The 22,250-nt window shown below is 62.1% G+C and carries 17 protein-coding genes and 1 tRNA gene; 15 read left to right on the forward strand and 3 right to left on the reverse strand.

Annotated elements, in window-relative coordinates; genetic code table 11:
• Positions 1–82 precede the first annotated feature (82 nt).
• The 5 genes from recA (at position 83) to GYH35_RS16150 (ending at position 5,188) form a co-directional block, all read left to right on the forward strand.
• On the forward strand, positions 83–1,102 hold the full coding sequence (gene recA, locus GYH35_RS16130) for a recombinase RecA (protein ID WP_129640844.1): 1,020 nt from the start codon (positions 83–85) through the stop codon (positions 1,100–1,102).
• A gap of 19 nt (positions 1,103–1,121) precedes the next feature.
• Complete coding sequence (locus GYH35_RS16135; RefSeq protein WP_202624356.1) at positions 1,122–1,667, forward strand: regulatory protein RecX; 546 nt, start codon at positions 1,122–1,124, stop codon at positions 1,665–1,667.
• Between the two features lie 64 nt (positions 1,668–1,731).
• Positions 1,732–4,368, forward strand: a complete 2,637-nt coding sequence (gene alaS, locus GYH35_RS16140) for an alanine--tRNA ligase (protein WP_161829148.1) — start codon at positions 1,732–1,734, stop codon at positions 4,366–4,368.
• A gap of 345 nt (positions 4,369–4,713) precedes the next feature.
• Positions 4,714–4,932: a carbon storage regulator CsrA gene (gene csrA, locus GYH35_RS16145; RefSeq protein ID WP_116808221.1), complete on the forward strand. Its 219-nt coding sequence runs from the start codon at positions 4,714–4,716 to the stop codon at positions 4,930–4,932.
• A gap of 165 nt (positions 4,933–5,097) precedes the next feature.
• A tRNA-Ser gene (locus GYH35_RS16150) sits at positions 5,098–5,188 on the forward strand.
• A 217-nt stretch (positions 5,189–5,405) separates the two neighbouring features.
• Here GYH35_RS16150 and GYH35_RS16155 read toward each other — a convergent pair.
• Positions 5,406–6,287 carry a class I SAM-dependent methyltransferase gene (locus tag GYH35_RS16155; RefSeq protein ID WP_161828965.1) on the reverse strand — a complete coding sequence of 294 codons (882 nt, stop codon included), beginning with the start codon at positions 6,285–6,287 and terminating at the stop codon, positions 5,406–5,408.
• Between the two features lie 165 nt (positions 6,288–6,452).
• On the opposite strand from GYH35_RS16155, the gene GYH35_RS16160 reads away from it, so the two are divergent.
• The 7 genes from GYH35_RS16160 to GYH35_RS16190 all read left to right on the forward strand — a co-directional run bounded on the left by GYH35_RS16160 (position 6,453) and on the right by GYH35_RS16190 (position 14,966).
• On the forward strand, positions 6,453–7,214 hold the full coding sequence (locus GYH35_RS16160; protein WP_161810918.1) for a sensor histidine kinase: 762 nt from the start codon (positions 6,453–6,455) through the stop codon (positions 7,212–7,214).
• Positions 7,215–7,245: 31 nt separating this feature from the next.
• Entirely contained in the window at positions 7,246–8,778 is a 1,533-nt protein-coding gene (locus GYH35_RS16165; protein WP_161810919.1) for an ATPase domain-containing protein, read from the forward strand.
• A 2-nt stretch (positions 8,779–8,780) separates the two neighbouring features.
• The gene (locus tag GYH35_RS16170; RefSeq protein WP_161810920.1) at positions 8,781–9,152 is read left to right on the forward strand and encodes a response regulator; all 372 of its coding nucleotides are present in this window, start codon (positions 8,781–8,783) and stop codon (positions 9,150–9,152) included.
• A 132-nt stretch (positions 9,153–9,284) separates the two neighbouring features.
• On the forward strand, positions 9,285–9,932 hold the full coding sequence (locus GYH35_RS16175) for a ChuX/HutX family heme-like substrate-binding protein (protein WP_161828966.1): 648 nt from the start codon (positions 9,285–9,287) through the stop codon (positions 9,930–9,932).
• A 186-nt stretch (positions 9,933–10,118) separates the two neighbouring features.
• Complete coding sequence (locus GYH35_RS16180) at positions 10,119–12,311, forward strand: TonB-dependent receptor (protein ID WP_202624358.1); 2,193 nt, start codon at positions 10,119–10,121, stop codon at positions 12,309–12,311.
• Positions 12,312–12,336: 25 nt separating this feature from the next.
• On the forward strand, positions 12,337–13,737 hold the full coding sequence (locus tag GYH35_RS16185; RefSeq protein WP_161828967.1) for an amidohydrolase family protein: 1,401 nt from the start codon (positions 12,337–12,339) through the stop codon (positions 13,735–13,737).
• Entirely contained in the window at positions 13,734–14,966 is a 1,233-nt protein-coding gene (locus GYH35_RS16190; protein ID WP_161828968.1) for an amidohydrolase family protein, read from the forward strand. Before GYH35_RS16185 ends, GYH35_RS16190 begins: the two co-directional genes overlap by 4 nt.
• Here the strand turns inward: GYH35_RS16190 and GYH35_RS16195 are convergent.
• A complete protein-coding gene (locus tag GYH35_RS16195) occupies positions 14,955–15,947 on the reverse strand; it encodes an alpha/beta hydrolase fold domain-containing protein (protein ID WP_161810924.1) in 993 nt (330 codons plus the stop codon). The genes GYH35_RS16190 and GYH35_RS16195 overlap by 12 nt on opposite strands.
• A gap of 95 nt (positions 15,948–16,042) precedes the next feature.
• Between GYH35_RS16195 and GYH35_RS16200 the strand changes: the two genes are divergently transcribed.
• From GYH35_RS16200 to GYH35_RS16210, 3 genes are all read left to right on the forward strand, one after another.
• Complete coding sequence (locus GYH35_RS16200) at positions 16,043–16,915, forward strand: AraC family transcriptional regulator (protein WP_161810925.1); 873 nt, start codon at positions 16,043–16,045, stop codon at positions 16,913–16,915.
• A gap of 238 nt (positions 16,916–17,153) precedes the next feature.
• On the forward strand, positions 17,154–19,442 hold the full coding sequence (locus GYH35_RS16205; RefSeq protein ID WP_161828969.1) for a TonB-dependent receptor: 2,289 nt from the start codon (positions 17,154–17,156) through the stop codon (positions 19,440–19,442).
• 1 nt (position 19,443) lies between these two features.
• Entirely contained in the window at positions 19,444–21,069 is a 1,626-nt protein-coding gene (locus GYH35_RS16210) for a GMC family oxidoreductase (RefSeq protein ID WP_161828970.1), read from the forward strand.
• A gap of 11 nt (positions 21,070–21,080) precedes the next feature.
• On the opposite strand, the gene GYH35_RS16215 is transcribed toward GYH35_RS16210, so the two are convergent.
• Positions 21,081–21,740: a TetR/AcrR family transcriptional regulator gene (locus tag GYH35_RS16215; protein ID WP_161828971.1), complete on the reverse strand. Its 660-nt coding sequence runs from the start codon at positions 21,738–21,740 to the stop codon at positions 21,081–21,083.
• Between the last annotated feature and the right edge of the window lie 510 nt (positions 21,741–22,250).

Below are 22,250 nucleotides of genomic sequence, written 5' to 3' on the forward strand. Positions count from 1 at the left end.
TATCCCCCAGTTTCGGTCGTCCGGTTTGTAAAATACTGGCCACGGTCAACTGAGTTACCACTAATCAACACAGGTCCCTCCGATGGAAGAAAATCGTAAGAAGGCGCTAGTCGCCGCGCTCGGCCAGATCGAGAAGCAATTCGGCAAGGGCTCGGTCATGCGTCTGGGCGACGCGAGCGCCACTTACGATGTGGAAGCGGTTTCCACCGGCTCGCTGGGCCTGGACATCGCACTTGGCGTGGGCGGTCTGCCCCGCGGCCGAGTCATCGAGATCTATGGCCCGGAATCCTCGGGTAAAACCACGCTGACCCTGCAGGTCATCGCCGAAGCTCAGCGCGCGGGCGGCACGGCCGCGTTCGTCGACGCGGAACACGCGCTCGATCCGGTGTATGCCGAAAAGCTCGGCGTGAACGTGCAGGAGCTGCTGGTGTCGCAGCCCGATACGGGCGAGCAGGCTCTGGAAATCACGGACATGCTGGTGCGCTCCAGCGCGGTCGATGTGATCGTCGTCGACTCGGTCGCGGCGCTGACGCCGAAGGCTGAAATCGAAGGCGAAATGGGCGACGCGCACGTCGGCTTGCAGGCCCGACTGATGTCGCAGGCGCTGCGCAAGCTCACCGGCAACATCAAGCGCTCCAACACCATCGTCATCTTCATCAACCAGATCCGTATGAAGATCGGCGTGATGTTCGGCAACCCCGAAACCACCACCGGCGGCAACGCGCTCAAGTTCTACTCGTCGGTGCGCCTGGACATCCGTCGCATCGGCGCCATCAAGAACGGCGAGGAAGTGGTCGGCAACCAGACGCGCGTCAAAGTGGTCAAGAACAAGGTCGCGCCGCCGTTCCGCGAGGCCGAGTTCGAAATCATGTACGGCCAGGGCATTTCGCGTAATGGCGAAATCATCGATATCGGCGTGCTGCAGGGCCTGGTCGAGAAGTCGGGCTCCTGGTACAGCTACAACGGCGAGCGCATCGGCCAGGGTAAGGAGAACGCGCGCACCTTCCTCCAGAACAATCCCGAGATCGCTCGCGAGATCGAAGGCAAGATCCGCGAAAAGCTGTTGCCGGATACCAAGGCAGTGAAGGGTGAGGCGGTCTAAGACCAGTCGCACACGCGAATTGTTCGAAGCCGCAGGATTGCCTGCGGCTGACGACGAAGCGCTCACTCCCGAGGAACGAGCGGAGCGCGCCAAGAAACAGGACAAGGAAGTCGAAGCTTCCGCGGTGCGCTTACTGTCGCGTCGTGAGCATTCCACCGAGGAGTTGAAGCGCAAACTGGCCGCGAAAGGTTATCCCGAGGCCAGCATCGCGACGGTCCTCGACAAGCTGGGCAAGAAGAAGTGGGTCTCGGACGAGCGCTTCGCGGCGAATTATGTCCACCACCATGCCCGACGCGGCCAGGGGCCGGTGCGGATCCGAGCCGAATTGCGCCAGCAAGGGATTACGGACGAGCAGATTCAGCAGAAAATCGCCGGCGGCGAGCAGGATTGGAGCGGGCTGGCGGCGGAGGTCCGGCGCCGCAAGTTCGGCGCGGAACTGCCCCGGTCCGCCGCTGAACGTGCAAAGCAGGCGCGCTTCCTTCAATATCGCGGTTTTAACAGCGATCAAATCCGCGCTGCCCTGAAGTTCGACCCTGACTTGGACGACGAGCCAGAAAGGGATTAGCCATCCGGGCGGAGGATTCGATCCCCCGGCTCATTCCTGACGGTTCCTCATGACTGCCAAGCGCCTGTCGAGCGCCGATCTTCGCGCGCTGTTCCTAAGCTTTTTCCGTGAGCGTGGCCACCAGGTCGTGGCATCCAGCTCCCTGGTGCCGGGCAATGACCCGACGCTGCTGTTCACCAACGCCGGCATGGTGCAGTTCAAGGACGTATTTTTAGGCAAGGACAAGCGCAGCTACAGCCGCGCGGCCAGTTCGCAGCGCTGCGTGCGCGCGGGCGGCAAGCACAACGATCTCGAGAACGTCGGCTACACGGCCCGGCATCACACCTTCTTCGAGATGCTCGGCAACTTCAGCTTCGGTGACTACTTCAAGCGCGACGCGATCCGTTTCGCGTGGGATTTCGTTACCGGCAAGCAGTATCTCGGCATCGATCCGCAGCGCCTGATGGTGACGGTGTATCACACCGACGATGAGGCCTATGACATCTGGCTCAAGGATGTCGGCGTGCCCGCGGATCGCATCGTGCGCATCGGCGACAAGCCGGGCGGCGGCTCGGACAATTTCTGGCAGATGGGCGAGACCGGTCCATGCGGCCCGTGCTCGGAGATTTTCTACGATCACGGCGCGCACATTCCTGGCGGCCCGCCGGGCTCGCCGGACGCGGACGGCGACCGCTGGATCGAAATTTGGAATTTAGTGTTCATGCAGTTCGATCGTTCCGAGGAGGGCAAGCTCACGCCGCTGCCCAAGCCTTCGGTCGATACTGGCATGGGTCTCGAGCGCACTGCCGCCGTCATGCAGGGCGTGCACTCGAACTACGAGATCGACATGTTCGTCAATCTCATCAAGGCCGCGGCCGCTGCGACCAACAGCAAAGATCTATCTTCGAGCTCGCTGCGCGTCATCGCCGATCATATTCGTGCATGTTCCTTCCTCGTGGCCGACGGCGTATTCCCATCGAATGAAGGCCGCGGCTATGTGCTCCGTCGCATCATTCGTCGCGCCATCCGCCACGGCTACAAGCTCGGCCAGACGCAGCCGTTCTTCTACACGCTGGTGGCTGCGCTCGAGAAAGAGATGGGCGAGGCTTATCCCGAGTTGCGCACTCAGCGAGCGCAGATCGAGCGCGTGCTGAAGCAGGAAGAAGAACGCTTCGCCGAAACGTTGTCGCAGGGCATGGTGTTGCTGGATCAGGCAATCGCCGGACTTGGCGGCAAAAAAGAAATTCCGGGCGAGACCGTGTTCCGCCTGTACGACACGTTTGGTTTCCCCTCGGATCTCACAGCGGATATCGCACGCGAGCGCGGTCTCACGATCGACGAGCCCGGCTTCGAGCAGGCCATGCAGGTTCAGCGTGACACGAGCAAGGCCGCCAGCAAATTCGGCGTCGATCTGCGCGCCGGCGTTTCGCTGGATGACAAGACCAACTTTAGTGGGTACGCAAACCTGGTCGACGCAGGCACTGTCGTGGCATTGCTTCGTGGCAAGGAACGCGTCGAGGTGCTGCGCGCCGGCGAAGAAGGGCAGGTGGTTCTCGATCACACGCCGTTCTACGCAGAGAGCGGCGGCCAGGTGGGCGACACCGGTGTGTTGACCGGTCCTAGTGTCGAGTTCGACGTCGCCGATACTCTGAAAATCGGCAGCGCGTTCGCGCATGTCGGCCGCGTGAAAGAAGGTGAGTTGCGCGTCGGTGCTCGCATCGAGGCGCGCGTGGATGGAGAGCGTCGTCGCGCGACGATGGCGAATCATTCGGCGACGCATCTGCTGCATGCAGCGCTGCGCAAAGTCCTTGGCGCCCACGTCACGCAGAAAGGTTCGTTGGTCGCGCCCGATCGTTTGCGCTTCGACTTCGCGCACTTCGCGGCGGTGACGCCGGAAGAGTTGAAGCAGATCGAAGAGCTGGTGAACGTGGAGATTCGCGCGAATGCGCCCGCGGAAACCAAGCTGATGCCTTATGACGCCGCAGTGGCCTCAGGGGCAATGGCTCTGTTCGGCGAGAAGTATGAGGATGAAGTGCGCGTGTTGAGCTTCGGCGGATTTTCCACCGAATTGTGCGGCGGCACCCATGTAAGCCGTGCAGGCGACATTGGCCTGTTCAAGATTGTCAGCGAAGGCGGCGTGGCCGCAGGCATTCGGCGCATAGAAGCTGTCACGGGACAGGGCGCTTACGAATGGATTTCGCAGACCGATCGCGTGCTGCGTGATGTGGCCTCGCTGGTGAAAGCGGGCCGCGACGATGTCGAGGACAAAGTCCGACAGCTGCTGGACCGCAGCCGCAAGCTTGAAAAGGAAGTGGCGGCGCTCAAGTCCAAGCTCGCCAGTGGACAAGGCAACGACCTCACGGGCAGCGCGGTCGATGTCGGTGGTTTGAAGGTCGTCGCGACGCGAGTCGACGGCGCGGATGCGCCGGCCTTGCGTGATGCGGTGGATCAGCTGAAGAACAAGCTGCGCTCGGCGGCGATTGTGCTCGCGTCGGTGGACGACGCGAACAAAGTCGTGTTGATTGCAGGTGTCACAGCCGATCAGACGTCGCGGGTGAAAGCCGGCGATTTAGTTAACTTTGTTGCGCAACAAGTCGGTGGTCGCGGCGGCGGTCGTGCAGACATGGCGCAAGCGGGCGGCAATGATCCAGCAAAGCTGGATGAGGCGTTGGCGGGAGTCGTGGCCTGGATCGAATCCAAAGTTACGGCAAAGTCAGCCTGAAACTGTCAACCGTGCTTGCGCGAACTGCAGGCCCGCAAGGAAGCTGGTCTACTGCGCCCCCTCGCTTTGCTGTCGCATTATGTCGGTCCGAAACCCATGAGTCAGATTTTTTGGATACTGGGGAAAATTCGGGTGCACCGAGAATTAATTAGTGCGAACATATTAAAAAATATATTGTCTGTCTTGTGAGGGTAATTTCGATATTCAGGGAAATCCCGATCCCCATTACCCGAGCAGCTGACCTACTCTCGATTTCGAATGAAAAGTGCGCGCGCTGTGGGAGGGCGGTGATTCCACCGCCGGCAAACGCAACTCGATCATTCGGCTGACAGCAAGGAGCGAACCATGTTGATTCTGACAAGGCGCGTCGGTGAGACCGTGATGATAGGTAACGACATCACAGTGACCGTCCTAGGCGTCAAAGGTAACCAGGTGCGTGTGGGCGTGAATGCACCGAAAGAGGTTGCCGTACATCGTGAAGAGATCTACGAGCGCATCAAGCGCGAGGAACAGGCGGCAGGCGGCGGCGCAGCGAAGCGTCCGATCACTGGCGCAGGCTCCTGAGATCTTCACGCAGTAGCTCAATCGCGGGGTGACGGGGCCCGCCACTCCGCGAGGGCCGCTTTGAACGCTGTGGGAGCGTTCTTGTTGCGACCCTTTACCTAACGGGCCTCGGCCAGTATTCTTGCCGGCCTTCACTGACCTGGGCGTCACGCCCTGGCAGGCGCCGGAGAGTTGGCCGAGTGGTCGAAGGCGCACCCCTGCTAAGGGTGTATGGGTCAAAAGCCCATCGAGGGTTCGAATCCCTCACTCTCCGCCATATGCAAATGAAAAAGCCCCCTTCCAGGGGGTTTTTCATTTGCACTGGCTGCCGCGTGCTGGCTTTGAACGTGGTACCGAGGGTTCGACAAAACGGCAGGACAGCCGTTTTGCACGACCTTTAGGTCGCCCCGAAGGGGCGAGGCACATGGATGTGCCGAGTGCCATCCCTCACTCGGCCCCACCACCACCACTCCCCTCCGACCTGTTACTTTTCCTCACATCTGCCGTCCGACAAACCGACGGATCACGCCAGCGCCCGAGGTCGCAAGCAGCATCCTATCCCCCACGATTTCTCCGCTCAGCGTGGTCGGCTGCGCGTCGAGTCCTGTCACCACGATCTCCACTTGCGTGCCGAGCACGCGGCCGCTTTGTACGGCCAGGCGCGATCGGGTCGGCGGCGATTCACTTGCGGGCGACGCTTCCAGTCGCTGAAAACTCTGGCGCAGCTTCAAGATGAAAGATTCTTCACCGCCGGTCTGAGTGAACTGCCACTCGCCCTCGATTCGCGACGGCACGATCCATAAAAACGCGCGCGTGTTGCCGACAGCGGATTCGACTTGCCGGTCGGGTTTCCAGTCCGCCATATCGAACGTGTTCGACACAATCCTCGTCCCCGGGCGCATGTCGAGCAAGGTCGGTCGCAGCTTCAGGTTGAGGGTGGGCGACAGGTACAGCATCACCACGGTCGCATCGCTGAAGTCGGTCGAGAATATGTCGCCTTGCTGGAAGCTCACCTTGTCGGCGACGCGCTCGACGCGCGCATGACATTCGGCGAGCTGAACGAGCTGCGCGTTGTACTCGATGCCGCGCGCCTGCGCGCCGAATTGTTTGGCGGCGGCGATCGGAATTTTTCCGTCACCGGAGCCGAGATCCACGACGCGATCTCGATTCGTCACGTTGGCCGCTCTGAGCATCGCGCCGACGACTTCATCGATGGTCGCCACCCACATCACGTCCTTGCCGGGCTCGCCGCTGCGTGGTGCGAACTGCTCGGCGCATCGAGCGTGTGTCTCGGCATGTGTGGCGCCGACCGGAACGAGGAAAAGAAACAGGCAGCGACTGGCGTATCGCCACAGTCGCGAAGGAAACATCGGCATTCGCTTCAACTCATTGCACTTCGAATCGAGATACCGCCGGATTCTCATATAAGAGTCACGGCTTTGGCAGCTTTGTCGGAAATTATCGGACTCGATAAAGTCGCGCGCGCTCGAAGAACGCCTGCCTATAATCCCGCGCACGTTTTACCAGGATAAAAAGATGCGATGACCACTCCATCGCTCACCGCGGATCATGAGCGCCTCGTTGAAGAGTTGCGCGCGGCGATCGCAGCCCGCGATGAATTCATCGCCATCGCCGCTCACGAACTGCGCAACCCGATGACGCCGATCGTCGGGCAGGTGCAGCTGTTACTGTCGCGCGCTCGTCGCGAGCAGGCTTCGCCAGCGTTGCTCCAGGGGTTGGAAATGCTCGAGCTGGCGGTCGATCACTACATGCGCCGGGCGACGACGCTGCTCGAGATCACTCGCCTGAATGCCGAGGAAGTGCGGCTCGAGCCGACGGCTTTCGATCTGTGCGATCTGGTGCGGGCCTGCATTCGCAAGTACGAGCAGTTGGCTACTCGCGCGGGCTCGACCTTGGATTGCGAGTTGCACGGTCCCGTCGATGGGACCTGGGACCACTTGGCGACCGAGCAGGTCCTGGACAATCTCGTCTCCAACGCAATCCGTTATGGCGACGGCAAGCCGGTGTGCATCGAGTTGGAAAGTCATCCCGAATGGGTGGAACTGCGTGTCATCGATCACGGGATCGGCATCGCGCCGGCCGACCGCGAGCGGATCTTTCAGCGCTTTACCCGGGCGTCGAGCGCGCCGCGCAGCGGCGGCTTCGGTATCGGGTTGTGGCTGTCGAGCAAGTTGGTGGAGGCGCAAGGCGGGAGGCTGGCGCTGCAGAGTGAGCCGGGTCAGGGCTCGACGTTCAGTGTAAGACTGCCACGCGACGTGACAGCTCACGCTAAAATCGAGTGAGGATACGGTCGGATAAGGGGCCCACGGTCACGTGAACAACAACGAACGCAGTCGTGAACCGGAGCTGGAGCGCATCGCCACCGGTGTGCCGGGACTGGATGAGGTGCTCAAGGGCGGCTTCTTCGAAGGCGCTGTCTATATCGTGCGCGGTACGCCCGGCGCCGGTAAGACGATTCTCGCCAACCAGATCTGCTTTCATCAGGCCCGTCAGGGCAAGCGCGCGCTGTTCGTCACGCTGCTTGCCGAAAATCATGCACGCATGCTCCAGCACCTGGAGCAGATGAGCTTTTACGACGCGCAGCTGATCCCGAAGTACGTGTATTACATCAGCGCGTTTCGCGTGCTGGAAGAGAACGGGCTGAAGGGGATGATGGATTTGTTGCGTCGGGAAATGCGGGCGCACGAGGCCAGCATCCTGATTCTCGACGGCCTGATCGCGGTCGAGGAAACCAGCACCTCGGATCGGGAGTTCCGGAAGTTCATTCACGAGTTGCAGGCACACGCCGCCGCCGCGGGCTGTTGCACGCTGCTCCTGACGAATGGCCGCAGGGGTGAGTACCACCCGGAACACACCATGGTGGATGGCCTGGTTACTCTCGAAGACATGCCTTACGGCAAGCGCCGCCAGCGCGAGCTGGAGGTGCGCAAGTTCCGTGGCTCGGCGAGCCTCCGCGGCCGGCATCCATTCCAGATCACCGATGACGGGCTGGTCGTGCACCCGCGGCCCGAGTCTCGTTTCCTGCGTAACCAAGGCATCGTCAACGGCGACAGGATTTCGACGGGCATCGCACAGCTCGACACCATGACCGGCGGCGGATTGGTCGCCGATTCCTCGACGCTGCTGGTCGGGCCGTCGGGTGCGGGCAAGACCACGTTGGGTACCGCATTCCTACAACGCTCGAGCAAGGCCGAGCCCGGCCTGCACTTCGGCTTCTATGAATCGCCGGACCGGCTCGTGGCCAATGCACAACTCATCGACATCGATCTGAAGTCGCGGGTCGCGGCAGGTCATCTCGAAATCATCTGGCGGCCGCCGTTCGAGCGCATTCTGGACAGCTTGGGCAACGAACTGATCGAAGCGGTTCGCCGCCGCAAGGTCAAGCGCCTGTTCATCGATGGTTGGGGCGGATTCGCTGCCACCGCGGAGACGCCGGAGCGGCTCAGTCCGTTCTTCGCTGCGCTGGCCAACGAGTTGCGCAGTCTGGGCGTCACCACGATCTGCGCGATGGAGACGCAGAACCTGATCGGACCGGAACTGCTGGTGCCGGCCACCGGCATTTCCGCGGTCACCGAGAACATGATCCTGCTGCGTTATTCAGAGTATCAGGGGCAGCTGCGTCGGCTGATTTCCATCATGAAGATTCGTGGCGGCGGCTTCGATCCCAAGCTGCGCGAGTTCGAGATCGGAGCGCAGGGCCTGCGTTTCATCGACAGCTTCAAGACTGCCGAAGGTGTGCTGTCCGGCTACAGTACTGAACGGCCGGACACTGCCGCCGCACGTCCCCGCGCAAAGAAGCCAGCTAAAGGACGACGCGCCGCCGCTCGCCGTCGCGGCAAGGCGTAGGCATGCAAACCGTGCTGGTCGTCGATGATGAGTTCGGCGTCGCCGAGGTGCTGCAATCCATCCTCGAAGACGAGGGATATCGCGTCGCCACGGCGATCAACGGCAAGCAGGCCCTGACGCGCCTGAGCGAAGTGACGCCCGATCTCATCATGCTCGACTACATGATGCCCATCATGGACGGCACACAGACTCTGGCCGCGATCCGCAGCAACGCGACGTTCGCCAGGGTTCCCATCATCATGATGAGCTCCCTGGAGGAGGCGTCGGTGCGCGAGACCTGCACCGACTACGACAGCTTCCTTCGCAAGCCGTTCCGCGCCATGGCCGTGTTGAAGACGGTCGCGCAGCTGCTGGAACAGTCCCCTCGCAAGTAATCCCAGGGTCTCGGGATTTTCGATATCCATGGCCTCCGCTGCGTGGCTGACGCCAAATTAACCCCAAAATCCGCCTTGACCGGGTCACAATTTCAAAAGAATTTCGAATTTATCCCTGTCGAGGATGTCTGCGTGAAAACCACTCCTGCCTTGCTGCTGCTCCTGGGCGCCGTATCGCTTGCCCATGCCGAACAAGCTCCCGTGCCCTGCGCCTCGGCTGCTCAGATCGCGGGCGTCCGCGATTACTTCACCAATCAGCGTCCGGGTCGTCCGTTGCCCGTGCCGGCGCGCGCGTTCAACTGGCCCGAATCGGTGGTTGCGAGCGGTTTGCCAGTGGCACAGTCGTTCGGCGTGGCGGCTACGCCAGCGCTGGTGCGCGACGTGTGGAAGAGCATCGATGCGTGGGGCGAGAAGACGTCGGTGAAGCTCGTGCTCTCCTCAGGCGGTCAGCACACCTTTGCATTTCCGAGTTTGGTGCCCATCACTCAAACGCAGAATGCGAATGCAGACCTGCTCGATGTGTATGCCGACGGCGGCAACGGCGTGCACACGCATATCAGCACGACGCACGTGAAGGCCATCTACGCCACCGATATTCCCGGCAAGGATGCGGGCCAGCGCACGCAGGCCATTTCGTTCTATAACCAGGACGGCAGCCTGGCGCTGGCGGTGTACGCGCAGATCGCCGGTGAGAAGCCCGATCCCGCGGCTATCGAAGGCTTCAAGAAGACAGCGGCCAAGATCGAAGCGCTGCCGCGCGTCTGCCCGCCGCAGTCCTGACCGAAAGCTGGCGATGATTGGATGATCCGCGCCACGGCTGCAACGGCCGTGGCGATTTATATTGCGGCGGCTACCACGCGATCCCTCATGCGCTTATAACTTGTCCCCGGGAGAGTCCTGATTGTGAAATCGGGGCGTCGACCAGAACACTGGCCTGGTTCGGTTGGCTTCAAGAGGAATCATTCGATGCTGGCCCATCACCAAGGCCGCGCCGTGTCGCGGCACATTCCCTTGTTCCTGAGTGTCGCGCCGTGCCTGCTGGCGGCGCACAGTGTTTCGGCCGACCCGGCGCAGGACGCGGCGAGCGATAAAGACGAGATCATCGATTACGTGATCGTGACCGGCTCGCAGGTGATGCTGCCGCCGGACTATGCGGGCGGGCAGGTGGCGCGCGGCGGACGCGTCGGCTTGTTCGGCAACCTGGACATCATGGATACGCCGTTCAACAGCACCAACTACACCGCCGAGTTCATGCGCAATCTGCAAGCTCATAGCGTCGCGGACGTGGTGCAAAGTGATCCTGGCGTTCGCGTCGCTCGCGGTTTCGGCAACTTTCAAGAGCTGTATGTGGTTCGAGGCTTTCCTGTGTACTCGGACGACATGGGTTACAACGGCCTGTACGGTCTGTTGCCACGGCAGTACGTCGCCGCCGAATTTCTGGAACGCGTCGAAGTATTTCGTGGCGCGAACAGCTTCCTCAATGGCGCCGCGCCGGGCGGCAGCGGCATTGGCGGCTCATTCAATCTCGTGCCCAAGCGCGCACCCGATCGCGCTCTGAACCGGGTGACGGTCGGAGCGGAGAGCGGTGTCGAAGGTTACGGTGCACTCGATTTCGCTCGACGCTTCAACGATGGCGACATCGGCGTTCGTGCCAATGCAGTTCGGCGCGACGGTGAAACATCGGTGGATGACCAGAAGCGGGAGCTGACGATGGTGTCGCTCGGCATGGACTACCGTAGCGACCATGCGCGACTGTCGGCGGATTTCGGTTATCAGGACCACAGCATCGACGCGCCTCGCCCGAGCGTCACGCCGTTCGGTGGAATTCCGCGCGAGCCCGATTCTTCGGAAAACTTCGCGCAGAACTGGACGTTCAGCAGCGAGAAGGATTTCTTCGGCGTGGCGCGCGGTGAATATGACTTTGCCGCAGGCGTCAGCGCCTGGCTGGCGGCGGGCTTCAGGGACAGCGAAGAGCACAACAACCTGGCGAATCCAACGGCAGCGCCCGGCGGGGCCGCGACCACGTATCGCTTCGAGAACTATCGCGAAGACCTGGTGAAAACCGGCGATGCCGGCATCCGCTTCGAGGTCGAGACGGGGCCGGTCGGTCATCGCGTCGTCGCATCCGTGTCGTACTTCGATCTGGATTCGAAGAACGCCTTTGCGCTGTCGCCATTCGGTGGGCTGGCGTTCGACTTATATGACCCCGTGCAACTGGCGCAGCCGACCGCGGACTTCTTCGTGGGCGGCGTTCTGTTCTCACCGAGGACGACAACCAAAACAAAGACGCAGAGCCTGGCGCTGGCCGATACGTTGTCGTTCAGCGAGGGCCGGGTGCTGGTCACGCTCGGTGCGCGTTATCAGAGCATCGAGCAGAACAGCTACGACTACAACGACGGCTCGGAGGTGTCCGCCTACGATGAGGCCACCGTGACTCCCGTCGTCGGCGTGGTGGTGAAGCCCTGGGAGCGTATCTCGCTGTATGCCAATTACATCGAAGGCCTGCTCCAGGGCGAGGAAGTGCCGGAGGTCATCGGCGGCGTGGCCATCGCCAATGCCAACGAGATCTTCGACCCCTTCAAATCCAAGCAATACGAGGTTGGCGCCAAGTACGATGGCGGCACCCTCGGCGGCAGCGTCGCAATCTTCCGCATCAATCAGCCGAGCAGCCTGCTGGTCGGCAACGTGGTGACGCAGGATGGCGAGCAGCGTAACCAGGGGATCGAGCTCAGCGTGTACGGGCAGCTCAGCACAGCGGTGCGTCTGCTTGGTGGAGCGACGTTACTCGATGCCGAGTATCGGCGTGCGTCTGAGCCCGCGAACGACGGCAAGGACGTCATTGGCGTGCCCGACACGCAGGCGAACCTGGGTATCGAATGGGATCTGACGTCGGGACTGAGCGTGGATGGTCGCGTGGTCTATACGATCTCGCAGCCGGCCAGCGCCGACAACACGCTCGAGATTTCCTCGTGGACTCGTCTCGACGTGGGTGCTCGCTATGCGCTCAAATGGGATCGGCGCGAAGTCACGGTGCGGGCGCGCGTGGACAACGTCACGGATGAGAATTACTGGGCATCCGTCGGCGGTTCGTTCGGCGCGAACTATCTCGTGCTGGGTGGGCCGCGGACATTCGTGATATCGGCATCGTTCGATTTCTAACAACACTGACCGGGGACGGGGTTTGATGAGACCAGGTTTGTTTCGTGGCTTGGGCCACGCAGGTGTGATGTTGGTTGCCGCTTTTGCCGCTACAAGTTTGCACGCCGCGAGGCCCGAGCCGCCGTTCACCATCGATCCCTATCCCAGCACTTATCAGCCGCTGCCGCGCACCGATACGCTGATCGTCGACGTGACCATCCTCGATGGCGCGGGCGGCCGCATGGATCAGGGCGAGATCCTGTTGCGCGATGGGCGCATCGCAGCCGTCGGCCGCGGATTGTCACGGGACAATGTGACCGTCGTGCAAGGCGAAGGGCGTTGGGTCACGCCTGGCATCATCGACGTTCACAGTCACAACGGCACGTACGTGCTGCCGCTCACATCGCTCGATCGCAAGGCATCGGATGTATCCGAGACCAGCGATCCCAACGTTGCCGACACCTGGATCGAGCACGCGGTGAATCCACAGGACCCGGCCTTTGCGGTCGCTCTGCGCAGCGGCGTGACGACGATCCAGGTGCTGCCAGGCTCGACGCCGTTGTTCGCCGGCCGCTCGGTGATTGTGAAGCCGATGCCGGCGACGAACGTGCGAGCGATGAAGTTTCCCGGCGCCGTGCAAGGCTTGAAGATGAGCTGCGGCGAGAACGCCAAGAGTTACTTCGGCGACAAGGACGAAGCGCCGAACAGCCGCCAGGGTGAAATCGCCATCATCCGCGAAGCGTTCCTGCGTGCGCAGGAATATCGCGACGAGTGGCGCGAATACTCACGCGGCAAAAGCAAGAAGCCACCCCAGCGGGATCTGAAGTTGGACACGCTGGCCGCCGTGCTCGATGGCGCCATTCCGGTTCACATGCATTGCTATCGAGCCAGCGACATGACGGTGATGATGGGCATCGCGCAGGAGTTCGGGTTCAAGATCGCTGCGTTTCATCACGCGACCGAGGCCTACAAGATTGCGGCTCAGCTGAAACAAGCGGGCACTTGTGTGGCCGTGTGGTCGGACTGGTGGGGATTCAAGATGGAGTTGCAGGACTCCATTCGCGAGAACGCGGCGATGGTGGACGCGGCGGGTGTGTGCACGATGATGCACTCCGATTCGCCCGTCGTCGGGCAACGATTGCAGATCGAAGCGGCCAAAGCTGCGGGCGCGGGCCGACGTGGAGGGTTGAATCTGCCGCCCGAGCGCGTCATCGCTTGGGTCACGAGCACGCCGGCCCGGCTGCTGCGCTTGGGCGACCGCATCGGCACGATTGCTGCCGGTTTCAATGCCGACCTGGTGGTGTGGTCCGGCAATCCATTCTCTATCTATACGAAGGCGGAGCGAGTGTTCATCGACGGGGCTCAGGTCTACGACAGCGCCGCGCCGGCGCGCTCGCCCGAATCGGACTTCGGGCTGGGTCGCCCGGAAATGGGAGGCCGTCAATGAAGTTACAAACATTCGCCGCGGCATTGCTGCTGCTCGGCACGAGCGCGTACGCGCAGAACGTTGCGATCGTAAACGCGAAGGCGTGGACACTCGCCACCGATACGCCGACCGACAACGCCACGATTGTCATCAACGACGGAAAGATCGCTTCGGTGAGCGTAGCGACGCCAGCGCCTCCAGGGATACGCGTGATCGATGCGGGCGGCAAGATCGTGACGCCAGGGTTGATGCATCCGGCCACGCGACTGGGCTTGATCGAAGTCAGCTCGGCGGCGGAGACGGTCGATCACGCTGCCAAGGCCGGTGCGCCCGGCGCTGGCTTCGACGTGCAATACGCAGTCAATCCAAACTCCGTGTTGATCGATCTGGCACGCGCCGATGGGGTCACTCGATCGCTGAGTTATCCGAGCTCCAGCAACACGCCGCCGTTCGCCGGCTCCGCATCGCTGCTGCACTTGTTCGATGGCGGGGATGTGGTCGAGCAGGCGCGCGTCGCTGTGTTTGTCACGATCAGCAATCGCAGCGCCAATTCCACGGTTGGTTCGCGAGCCGCGCAATGGCAATTGCTCAGGGCTGCGCTCGATACGGCCAAAGCGGCCAAACCGACGCTCAACGGTACGGCTGACAGCACTGCGCTCGAAGCCGTCGTCCAAGGCAAGGCGCCGCTCGCCATCAGCACGAATCGCGAGTCCGATTTGCGTCAGGCCATCCGGCTCGCGAGCGACTACGGCATTCGCGTCGTCATCGTGGGCGGCGCCGAGGCATGGCGAGTCGCGGATGAATTGGCCGCTGCGAAGATTGCTGTCATCGTCGAGCCCATGTCGAACCTGCCGTCATCGTTCGATGAGCTCGGTTCGCGCCTGGACAATCCGGCGTTGCTGCGTAAAGCGGGCGTGACGGTGGCGATGAGTCTCGACGGCGTGCAGAGCTACAACGCGGGGCTGTCGATTCGCGAAGGCGCCGGGCTCGCGGTGGCGAATGGCTTGCCCTATGTCGACGGCCTGCGCTCCATCATTACCGCGCCTGCCGAGATCTGGGGTGTGGCCGATCGCTTTGGAACGCTCGCGTCCAGCAAAGATGCGGACGTGGTCATCTGGGACGGCGATCCCTTGGAGCCGTCGTCCGCGCCGACGACGGTGTTGGTTCAGGGCAGGGAAGTGTCGCTGACGACGCGACAGACCGAGCTGCGCGATCGCTACATGCCCGCGATCAAAGCACTACGGCCTTGAAGGTTCCAACGTTTCACGCAGCCACCGCGCGGTGTCATCGATCGCTCGGTTGCTGAGGGCCGAGATCGACATGGCTTCCAGAAAGCTATGGGACGCGCCTTCATAAAACGAGGGGGTGACTCGAACGCCGGCTTGCTCGAGTTGTCTGGCGAGCCGCCAGTTCTGTTCGGTGAGAATGTCACATTCGGGAATGACCATGAACACTGGCGGCAGTCCGCGCAAGTCCGCATGCACGGGGCACACGAGCGGGTTCTTCGAGTCTTCCGGGCTGCGCAGATAGTTCTCCCAGAAGTTGGCCATCTCGTCCGCCCCGAGCATGTAGCCTTCATGGCCGTAGCGCTGGAGTGCTTCCGGTGTGCTGTAGATGTCGGTGACTGCGTAGTTGGTCACGATTGCGTGAACTGCGCCGGCATCGCCTTCGTCGCGCAATCTCAATGCGGTCGTGATCGCGAGATTGCCGCCAGCGGAATCGCCGCCCAACGCAATTCGCTCGCGATGAATGCCCAGCTCCGCGCCGTGCTGACGAGCCCAGCGCGCGACAGCGGCAATTTGCTGCTGGGCCGCCGGGAACTTCACTTCCGGGGAAAGGGCATAGTCCACGCCGATGACGACGACGTCGCCACGAGCGGCGTATTCGCGCATCAGCCGGTCGTGAGTGTCGATGCTGAACGTGGTCCAGCCGCCGCCGTGCATATAAATGAGCGCCGGCTTTTCAGCGCGCAGCGAGGGGTTGTGGATGCGCACACGCACGTCGCCCGCAGGTGTCGGGACCATACGCTCCGTTCTCTGTGACATGACCGGACCACCGGCGGCCCAGGGCGCCCGCACCTGTTCGCAGGCGCGTCGCATTTCGGGAAACGGTAAGTTGTTGAAATTCGGATAACTGGCGAACGCCGCGCTCATCCTGGCGACGAACTGTCGAATGTCGGGATCGAGGTCGGCGCCGCGCGCCGAGCTCACTGTGGAAGTCTGATCGGTCAAAGTTCGAGTTCCCTGCTGGCGCAATGTCTGCCCGGTCGATTTTGTGGTATCACTGCGGGGCAAGCTAACAGTCAGCCTTTAGTGTGCCGTCGCCGATGGAGCAACATTCATCTCGTCCGGGCCAGCGTCGCGGCGCTGTCAAAAGCGCACTGAGTCGTGCGTCGGCGTCCGATAACGCCGCGCCGGGCACACCCCCTCGCAGCACGCAAAGCATCGACTATCAAGATGTGCCGCGTCCAGTCGCCGCCCTGGCCGATGAATACGAGTCGGGCAGCGTACAGCCGCGCCACTCGCACAAGCGTGCGCAGGTGCTGTACTCGATTTCCGGTGTGGCTTCGGTCACCACCGATCACGCCAGTTACATCCTGCCGCCACAGCGTGCGCTCTGGATTCCGAGTGGCGTCGCGCACGAGATGGCGTGCCGTGGCCATGTCTCGGTGCGAACCCTTTATATCGACGAGCGCGTGCGGGGCGATCTGCCCGAAGCCTGCCGCGTATTCGAAGTCTCCGACCTGCTGCGTGAGCTGATCATCGCCGCAGTTCGCATGCCCATCGAATACGACGAACAAGGCCGCGACGGTCGGGTGATGCGACTGATCCTGGACGAGATCGCGAGCGCGCCGAGCATTCCGTTGGACATCTCGATGCCGCAGGATCAGCGCCTGCTCAAAGTGTGTCGGGCGATTCTGGAAGATCCGGCGCACGCCGATACGCTGGATGATTGGGCGCGGGTCGCGGGCATGGGGCGTCGCACATTCACACGAATGTTTCGTCGCGAGACGCAGATGAGCTTCGCCACCTGGCGGCAGCACGTTCGGCTGATGGAAGCGATGTCGCGGCTGGCGACCGGCGAGCCGGTGACAGCGGTGGCATTCGATGTCGGTTACAACAGCCCGAGCGCCTTCACCGCCATGTTCCGCAAAGCGTTCGGCGCCGCGCCGACGCGTTATATCAGCGAACAAACCTGACGCCGGAATCCTCCCTGTCTCGATCGTCATAGCGGCCCTCGTGCTGCGCGATGGATTGCCGGCCGTGCTGCCTGCAAATATTCCCGCTATCATTGGATATCTGCTGGCGGCCCGCAGCGTTCGCAACGATTGGCACGAATAGCGTTGCCCGGCATCCGGGAAACACCCAACGGACGATTGCGCATTCGCTTGCGATTATCGCGGGCCTGTCCGGAGCGGGATGTCGAAAGGAGTTCACATGAGCAGCAAGACTGGGGATGGCAGGACTGGTTTGTTAGATCCCCGCGTCGCTGTTGCGCTGCCCATGCTTTGTATGCTCGGCGCTGCGGACGTGACGGCCGCCGAGAATGCGTCCACTGAAGCGGCGGTCGACACCGATCGGATTGAAGAAGTGTTGGTAAGCGCTCGCCGGCGCGGCGACGAGCGGCTGCAGGATGTGCCGGTCGCGGTGAGCGTGTTGTCCGATGAGGCTCTGCGCAAGGCGGGCATCACGGACTTGTCCGAGGTGGCCGCCCGCACGCCCAGCTTCACGTTCGGTCAGCAGATCGGCAATCAACAGGAAGTCGTGATTCGTGGCATCGGCACGTTGCGCTTGACTGGATCGGCGGCCGAGCCTTCGGTGGGCTTGTTCATCGATGAGGTTTATGTCGGTCGCCGCGGTACGGCGACACCGCCGCTGTTCGACCTGGAGCGCGTCGAAGTCGTGCGCGGCCCGCAAGGCACGCTGTATGGAAAGAATGTGGTCGGTGGGGCGGTGAATCTGATCGCAGCTCGGCCGAGCGATGAAACATCGGCGCGCGTGGCGGTTTCATACGGACAGTTCGACGTCTTTGGCGGCCGCGACATGTGGGAAGGGTCGGCGTACGTCACAGGTGCTTTGAGCGATTCCGTCGCTGCCCGGGCGGCCGTCTTCTACCGCAAGCACGATGGCTATTCTCAAAGCACTCTGCTCGACGAGCAGCTCGACGATCAAGACAACTACGCAGTGCGCGGCTCGCTATTGTTTCAGCCGACGGACGCGCTCGATATTCACGTCGTCGCCGACTTCAGTCACAACGAAAGCAACGGGCAATCGCGGCGGGCGGTCGATGATCCGACCGTTCCAGGCTTCGGCGTTGTCGTGGCATCGGGCCTGCTCAGTGACAATGTGCGCGAGAGCGATGCGCCCTGGACTCAGTGGGAAGATCAAGACACTGCCGGCTTGACGGCGCGCTTCGACTATCGACTGGGGGGCGGCCATACGCTGACGTATCTATCCGCCGTTCGCTATGGCGACTTCAACGGCCGCTACTCCCTGGTGGGCACGGGTTCGCCGCCGTCGCTGACAGACGCAGCCAACGGTCAGCGCGAAAAGTACGTCGGCATCACGCAAGATCTGCGCTTGAGCTCTCCTGCCGACGGCGGCTCGTTGCGCTGGGTCGCGGGCTTATACTTCCTGCGCGAGGACACTGACGTCATCGATAACAGCATCGCGACAACGTTTCTGTCGGTGCTGGGTCCGGGCAGCGTCGGTGACATCCTCGACGGCGAGTTTATCTACGATCAGGAGAACATCACCAAGAGCTCCGCCGTGTATGGCGAATTGAGTTGGGCGCTGGCGGAGACCTTGTCGCTGACGGTGGGCGGCCGTTACACGTACGACGACAAGGACTATCGTAACCGGTCCGAATGTCTGGATTTCGGCGCGCAGCCCGACTTCATCTTTTGCGTGGCGCCGCTCGGCGCGGAGTTCTGGGATATTCGTACCAGCAAGAGCTGGAGTGAATTCACGCCGAAGGCCAGCCTCGACTGGCGCGCCAGCGACGACGCGTTGTTATATGTGAGCGCGGCGAGAGGCTTCAAAGGCGGCGGCTGGCAGGGCAAGCCCGGGACGGAGGCGGCTGCGCTGCTGCCCTATGATCCGGAAATCGCGTGGACCTACGAGATTGGCGCAAAGATGCGCTGGGCCGATGGCCGGGTGCTCGCCAATGTCGCTGTGTTCCATACCTCCTTCGACGATCTGCAGGTGGAACAGCTCGATGATGCGGGTTTGTCTTTGATCATCGATAATGCCGCGTCGGCGCGGATCAATGGCGTCGAGTTGGAATTGCAGGTGCGGCCAGTGTCGGCGCTCCAGCTGTGGTTGAGCGGGTCGTATCTGGATTCGGAGTATCGTGACTTCATCGACTCGGCGGGCAACGATCTCTCGGGCAACCGCCTGGCGCGCACGCCAGAGCTGCGATTCACTGGCGGCGCCGATTACACGATGCCGATCGATAGCGAGCTGTCGCTCGACGCCCGAGTGGAATATCAATGGCAGGACGAGATGCCGTGGCTGGTGGAGAACACGGTGTTCGAAGACTCATATGGTTTGCTCGATGCTCGCGTCGCGCTTCAAGCGCGCGAAGCGCAATGGGAGGTCGCGTTGTTCGGCAAGAATCTGACGGACGAGCTGTACCGTCTCGACGCCATTCCGTTCCTCGGCGATGTTTTCTCCCGCTTCGGCGCGCCGCGCAGCTACGGCGTCCAATTCACAAAATCGTTCTAACGTGAACCACGATCCCACCGAGACATTGGAAGCAGACTACGTTATCGCTGGCGGCGGCTCGGCAGGATGTGTCGCCGCGCGCCGGCTCATCGACGCGGGGCACAGCGTGATTCTGCTCGAGGCTGGCGGCGACGATCGGAGCGCTGCGGTGTATGTGCCGGCGGGGTCGGCCCGACTGGTCGGCGATCCTCAGTACGATTGGAAATACGAGGTCGAGCCCGACCCGTCGCGCAATGGCCGCGTCGACACCTGGCCGTCGGGCAAAGTGCTCGGGGGCGGGGGTTCCATCAACGGAATGCTTTACTTGCGCGGCAACCCGGCGGACTACGATCGCTGGGTTCAGCAAGGCGCCAGAGGCTGGAGCTTTCCCGAAGTGCTGCCCTATTTTCTGCGCGCCGAGCGCAACGAAAACGGCGCCAGCAAATTCCACTCCGACAAGGGGCCGCTAGGCGTCGCGAATCTCCGGGTCAGTCATCCTTTCAATCGCTTGTTCGTCGACGCCTGCGTTGCTGCCGGCATTCCGCGCAACAATGACTTCAATGGCGCCACTCAGGAAGGTGTCGGTTACTACCAGGCAACTCAATGGGGCGGGTTGCGTTGTAGCGCTGCGCGCGGGTACCTGCGTCCGATCAGCGGCCATGCCAAGCTGAAGTTGATGAAGCGCGCCTTCGTCTCTCGCATTCGAGTGCGCAATGGCGTTGCTGAGGCCGTGGAGTTCAGCCACTACGGTGTCGCCAAGCTGGCGCGTGCCCGTCGTGAAGTGCTGCTCGCCGCGGGAACGATCGGTTCGCCGAAAATTCTGATGCTGTCCGGGATCGGGCCGCGCGCGGAGCTGGAGCGTCATGGCATCGCCTGTGTGAACGATCTGCCCGGCGTGGGGCGCAATCTGCACGAGCATCCGGGCATCATCCTGAGTTACGACGTCAACATGCGCACGATGAACGTCGATGCGCATTCCCGGTGGCGCTTCGCCCTGCGGGCCTTGCAGTTCGCGCTGCTGCGTCGAGGGCCGGGCACTTCACCGATTTCTCACGTCGGTGCGTTCTTCCGGACGCGGCCCGAGTTGCCGGCGTTCGACGCGCAGCTTCACTTTCAGCCGATGGGTTACGAAGTCACGCCGGACAAAGTGCTTCTGGCCCGGGCGAACCGTGTAAGTCTGGCTGTGAATGTCACCCAGCCCGGGACGCGCGGTTCGATCAAGCTGCGCTCTCCCCATCCGCAGGATGCGCCTCTCATCGAGCATTCATTGGTAGGTGCTGAAGCCGACATTCGAACCCTGATCGATGGCGCGCGCGCGATGCGTAAGATATTCAGCTCACCGGCGCTGCGTGATCACGTTCAAAAGGAATATCTGCCCGGCGAAGGGGTGAGCACCGACGAGCAGTGGGAGGCTTACGTGCGTGCTGGCGCGTTCGCGATGTATCACCCGATCGGCACGTGCCGGATGGGCGATCTCGCCGATCCGAGCTCAGTCGTGGATCCCGAGTTGCGCGTGAAGAACATTCGGCAACTGCGCGTGATCGATGCTGCTGTCATGCCGAGCCTGCCTTCGTGCAACACCAACGGCCCGACCATCATGGTCGCCGAGCGCGCCTCGGCTCTCGTGCTCGGCGCGCCGCTTGCCTGATGATATGACTGTCAGTTCGCGCCGGCGGTGCGGGCTTTGCGGCCGACCATGCGCTCCACGTTCCGGATCAGGTGCATGACCACGTCGTGCTGCGTCCAACGGCCGTTCGGACGCCACCACAATGCCGCCCAGGTGAGCAGGCCGCCGATGGCCAGCGCGGTGAAGTCGGTATCGTCGAATGTGAATTCGCCGCGCTTCGCGCCGTCCACCAGCAACGAGGACAACTTGCGATCGAACTCCAGCTTCAGGTCGGCGAGTATCTGATACTCCTCGCGCTCGAGATTCATCTCCTCGCGCCGATACACCACGATGCACTGATGATTCTCGAGCACTGCCGAAGTCACCCGCTCGATCGCCAGCCGCAGCTTTTCCCCGGGCGGCAGCTTGGTCGAGAGCGCCGCATCCAGCGCCGCCAGAGGCGAGCGGATGCCGATCTCACAAATGGCGTTGAGGATTTCGCTCTTGTTCCGGAAGTACGAATATAAAAACGGCTTGGTGACTTTCAGCTCGGCCGCAATGGTGTCGAGGGTAGTCGCTTCATAACCCTGCGCAAAAAACAGTTCGCGTGACTGTTCCAGAATCCGCCGCCGCTTGAATTCCTGAACCTCGGTTCGTAATTCATGCTTGTGCGACTGCACTTCGGATTTCTTATTTGCCTTCGAGGCGCTCACCCGCGCAGCCATAATCTTCCCTCAGCAATACTCGTGCAAAAAAGCCCGTGAATGATGAGGCAGAACGACAGGCATCGCAATCAACGCTGTGATGTATCGCTGTCGGCAAATTTGGCTGGCCGCTGTGCCTCCTATACATCTGTACAGATAATCGACACTCACGCGCGCCATCAGCGAGCCGCTCACCGTCGCCGAGTAGCGGCTACTCGGCGACACAGAGCTCGATGAAGTGGTCGCGAGGCTCGCCGGGAGACCGCCGAGGGCCGGGTAAAGAATTTGCGGCCCTCCAGCAGAGGACTAGCTGCATCTGCCGATTGTTGTGGTAGGATGCGCGCCCTCGCGGCGAATGCGCCCGAGAATGTCAGCGGATGGCTCGGCAAAGGGTTCGGCGGGATGCAGTAAGTTACTGATCCTGCTAGGGAAAAGCCCTCAGTGTCGAGGCGGCCTCAAAACGGCCCCCGACCCCGGTCCCGCCTGCGACATGGCCCCGCTGCCCCGGCTCCGGCTCAT

It is taken from the genome of Steroidobacter agaridevorans (genome assembly GCF_009932555.1).
GTDB classification, from domain to species: domain Bacteria; phylum Pseudomonadota; class Gammaproteobacteria; order Steroidobacterales; family Steroidobacteraceae; genus Steroidobacter; species Steroidobacter agaridevorans.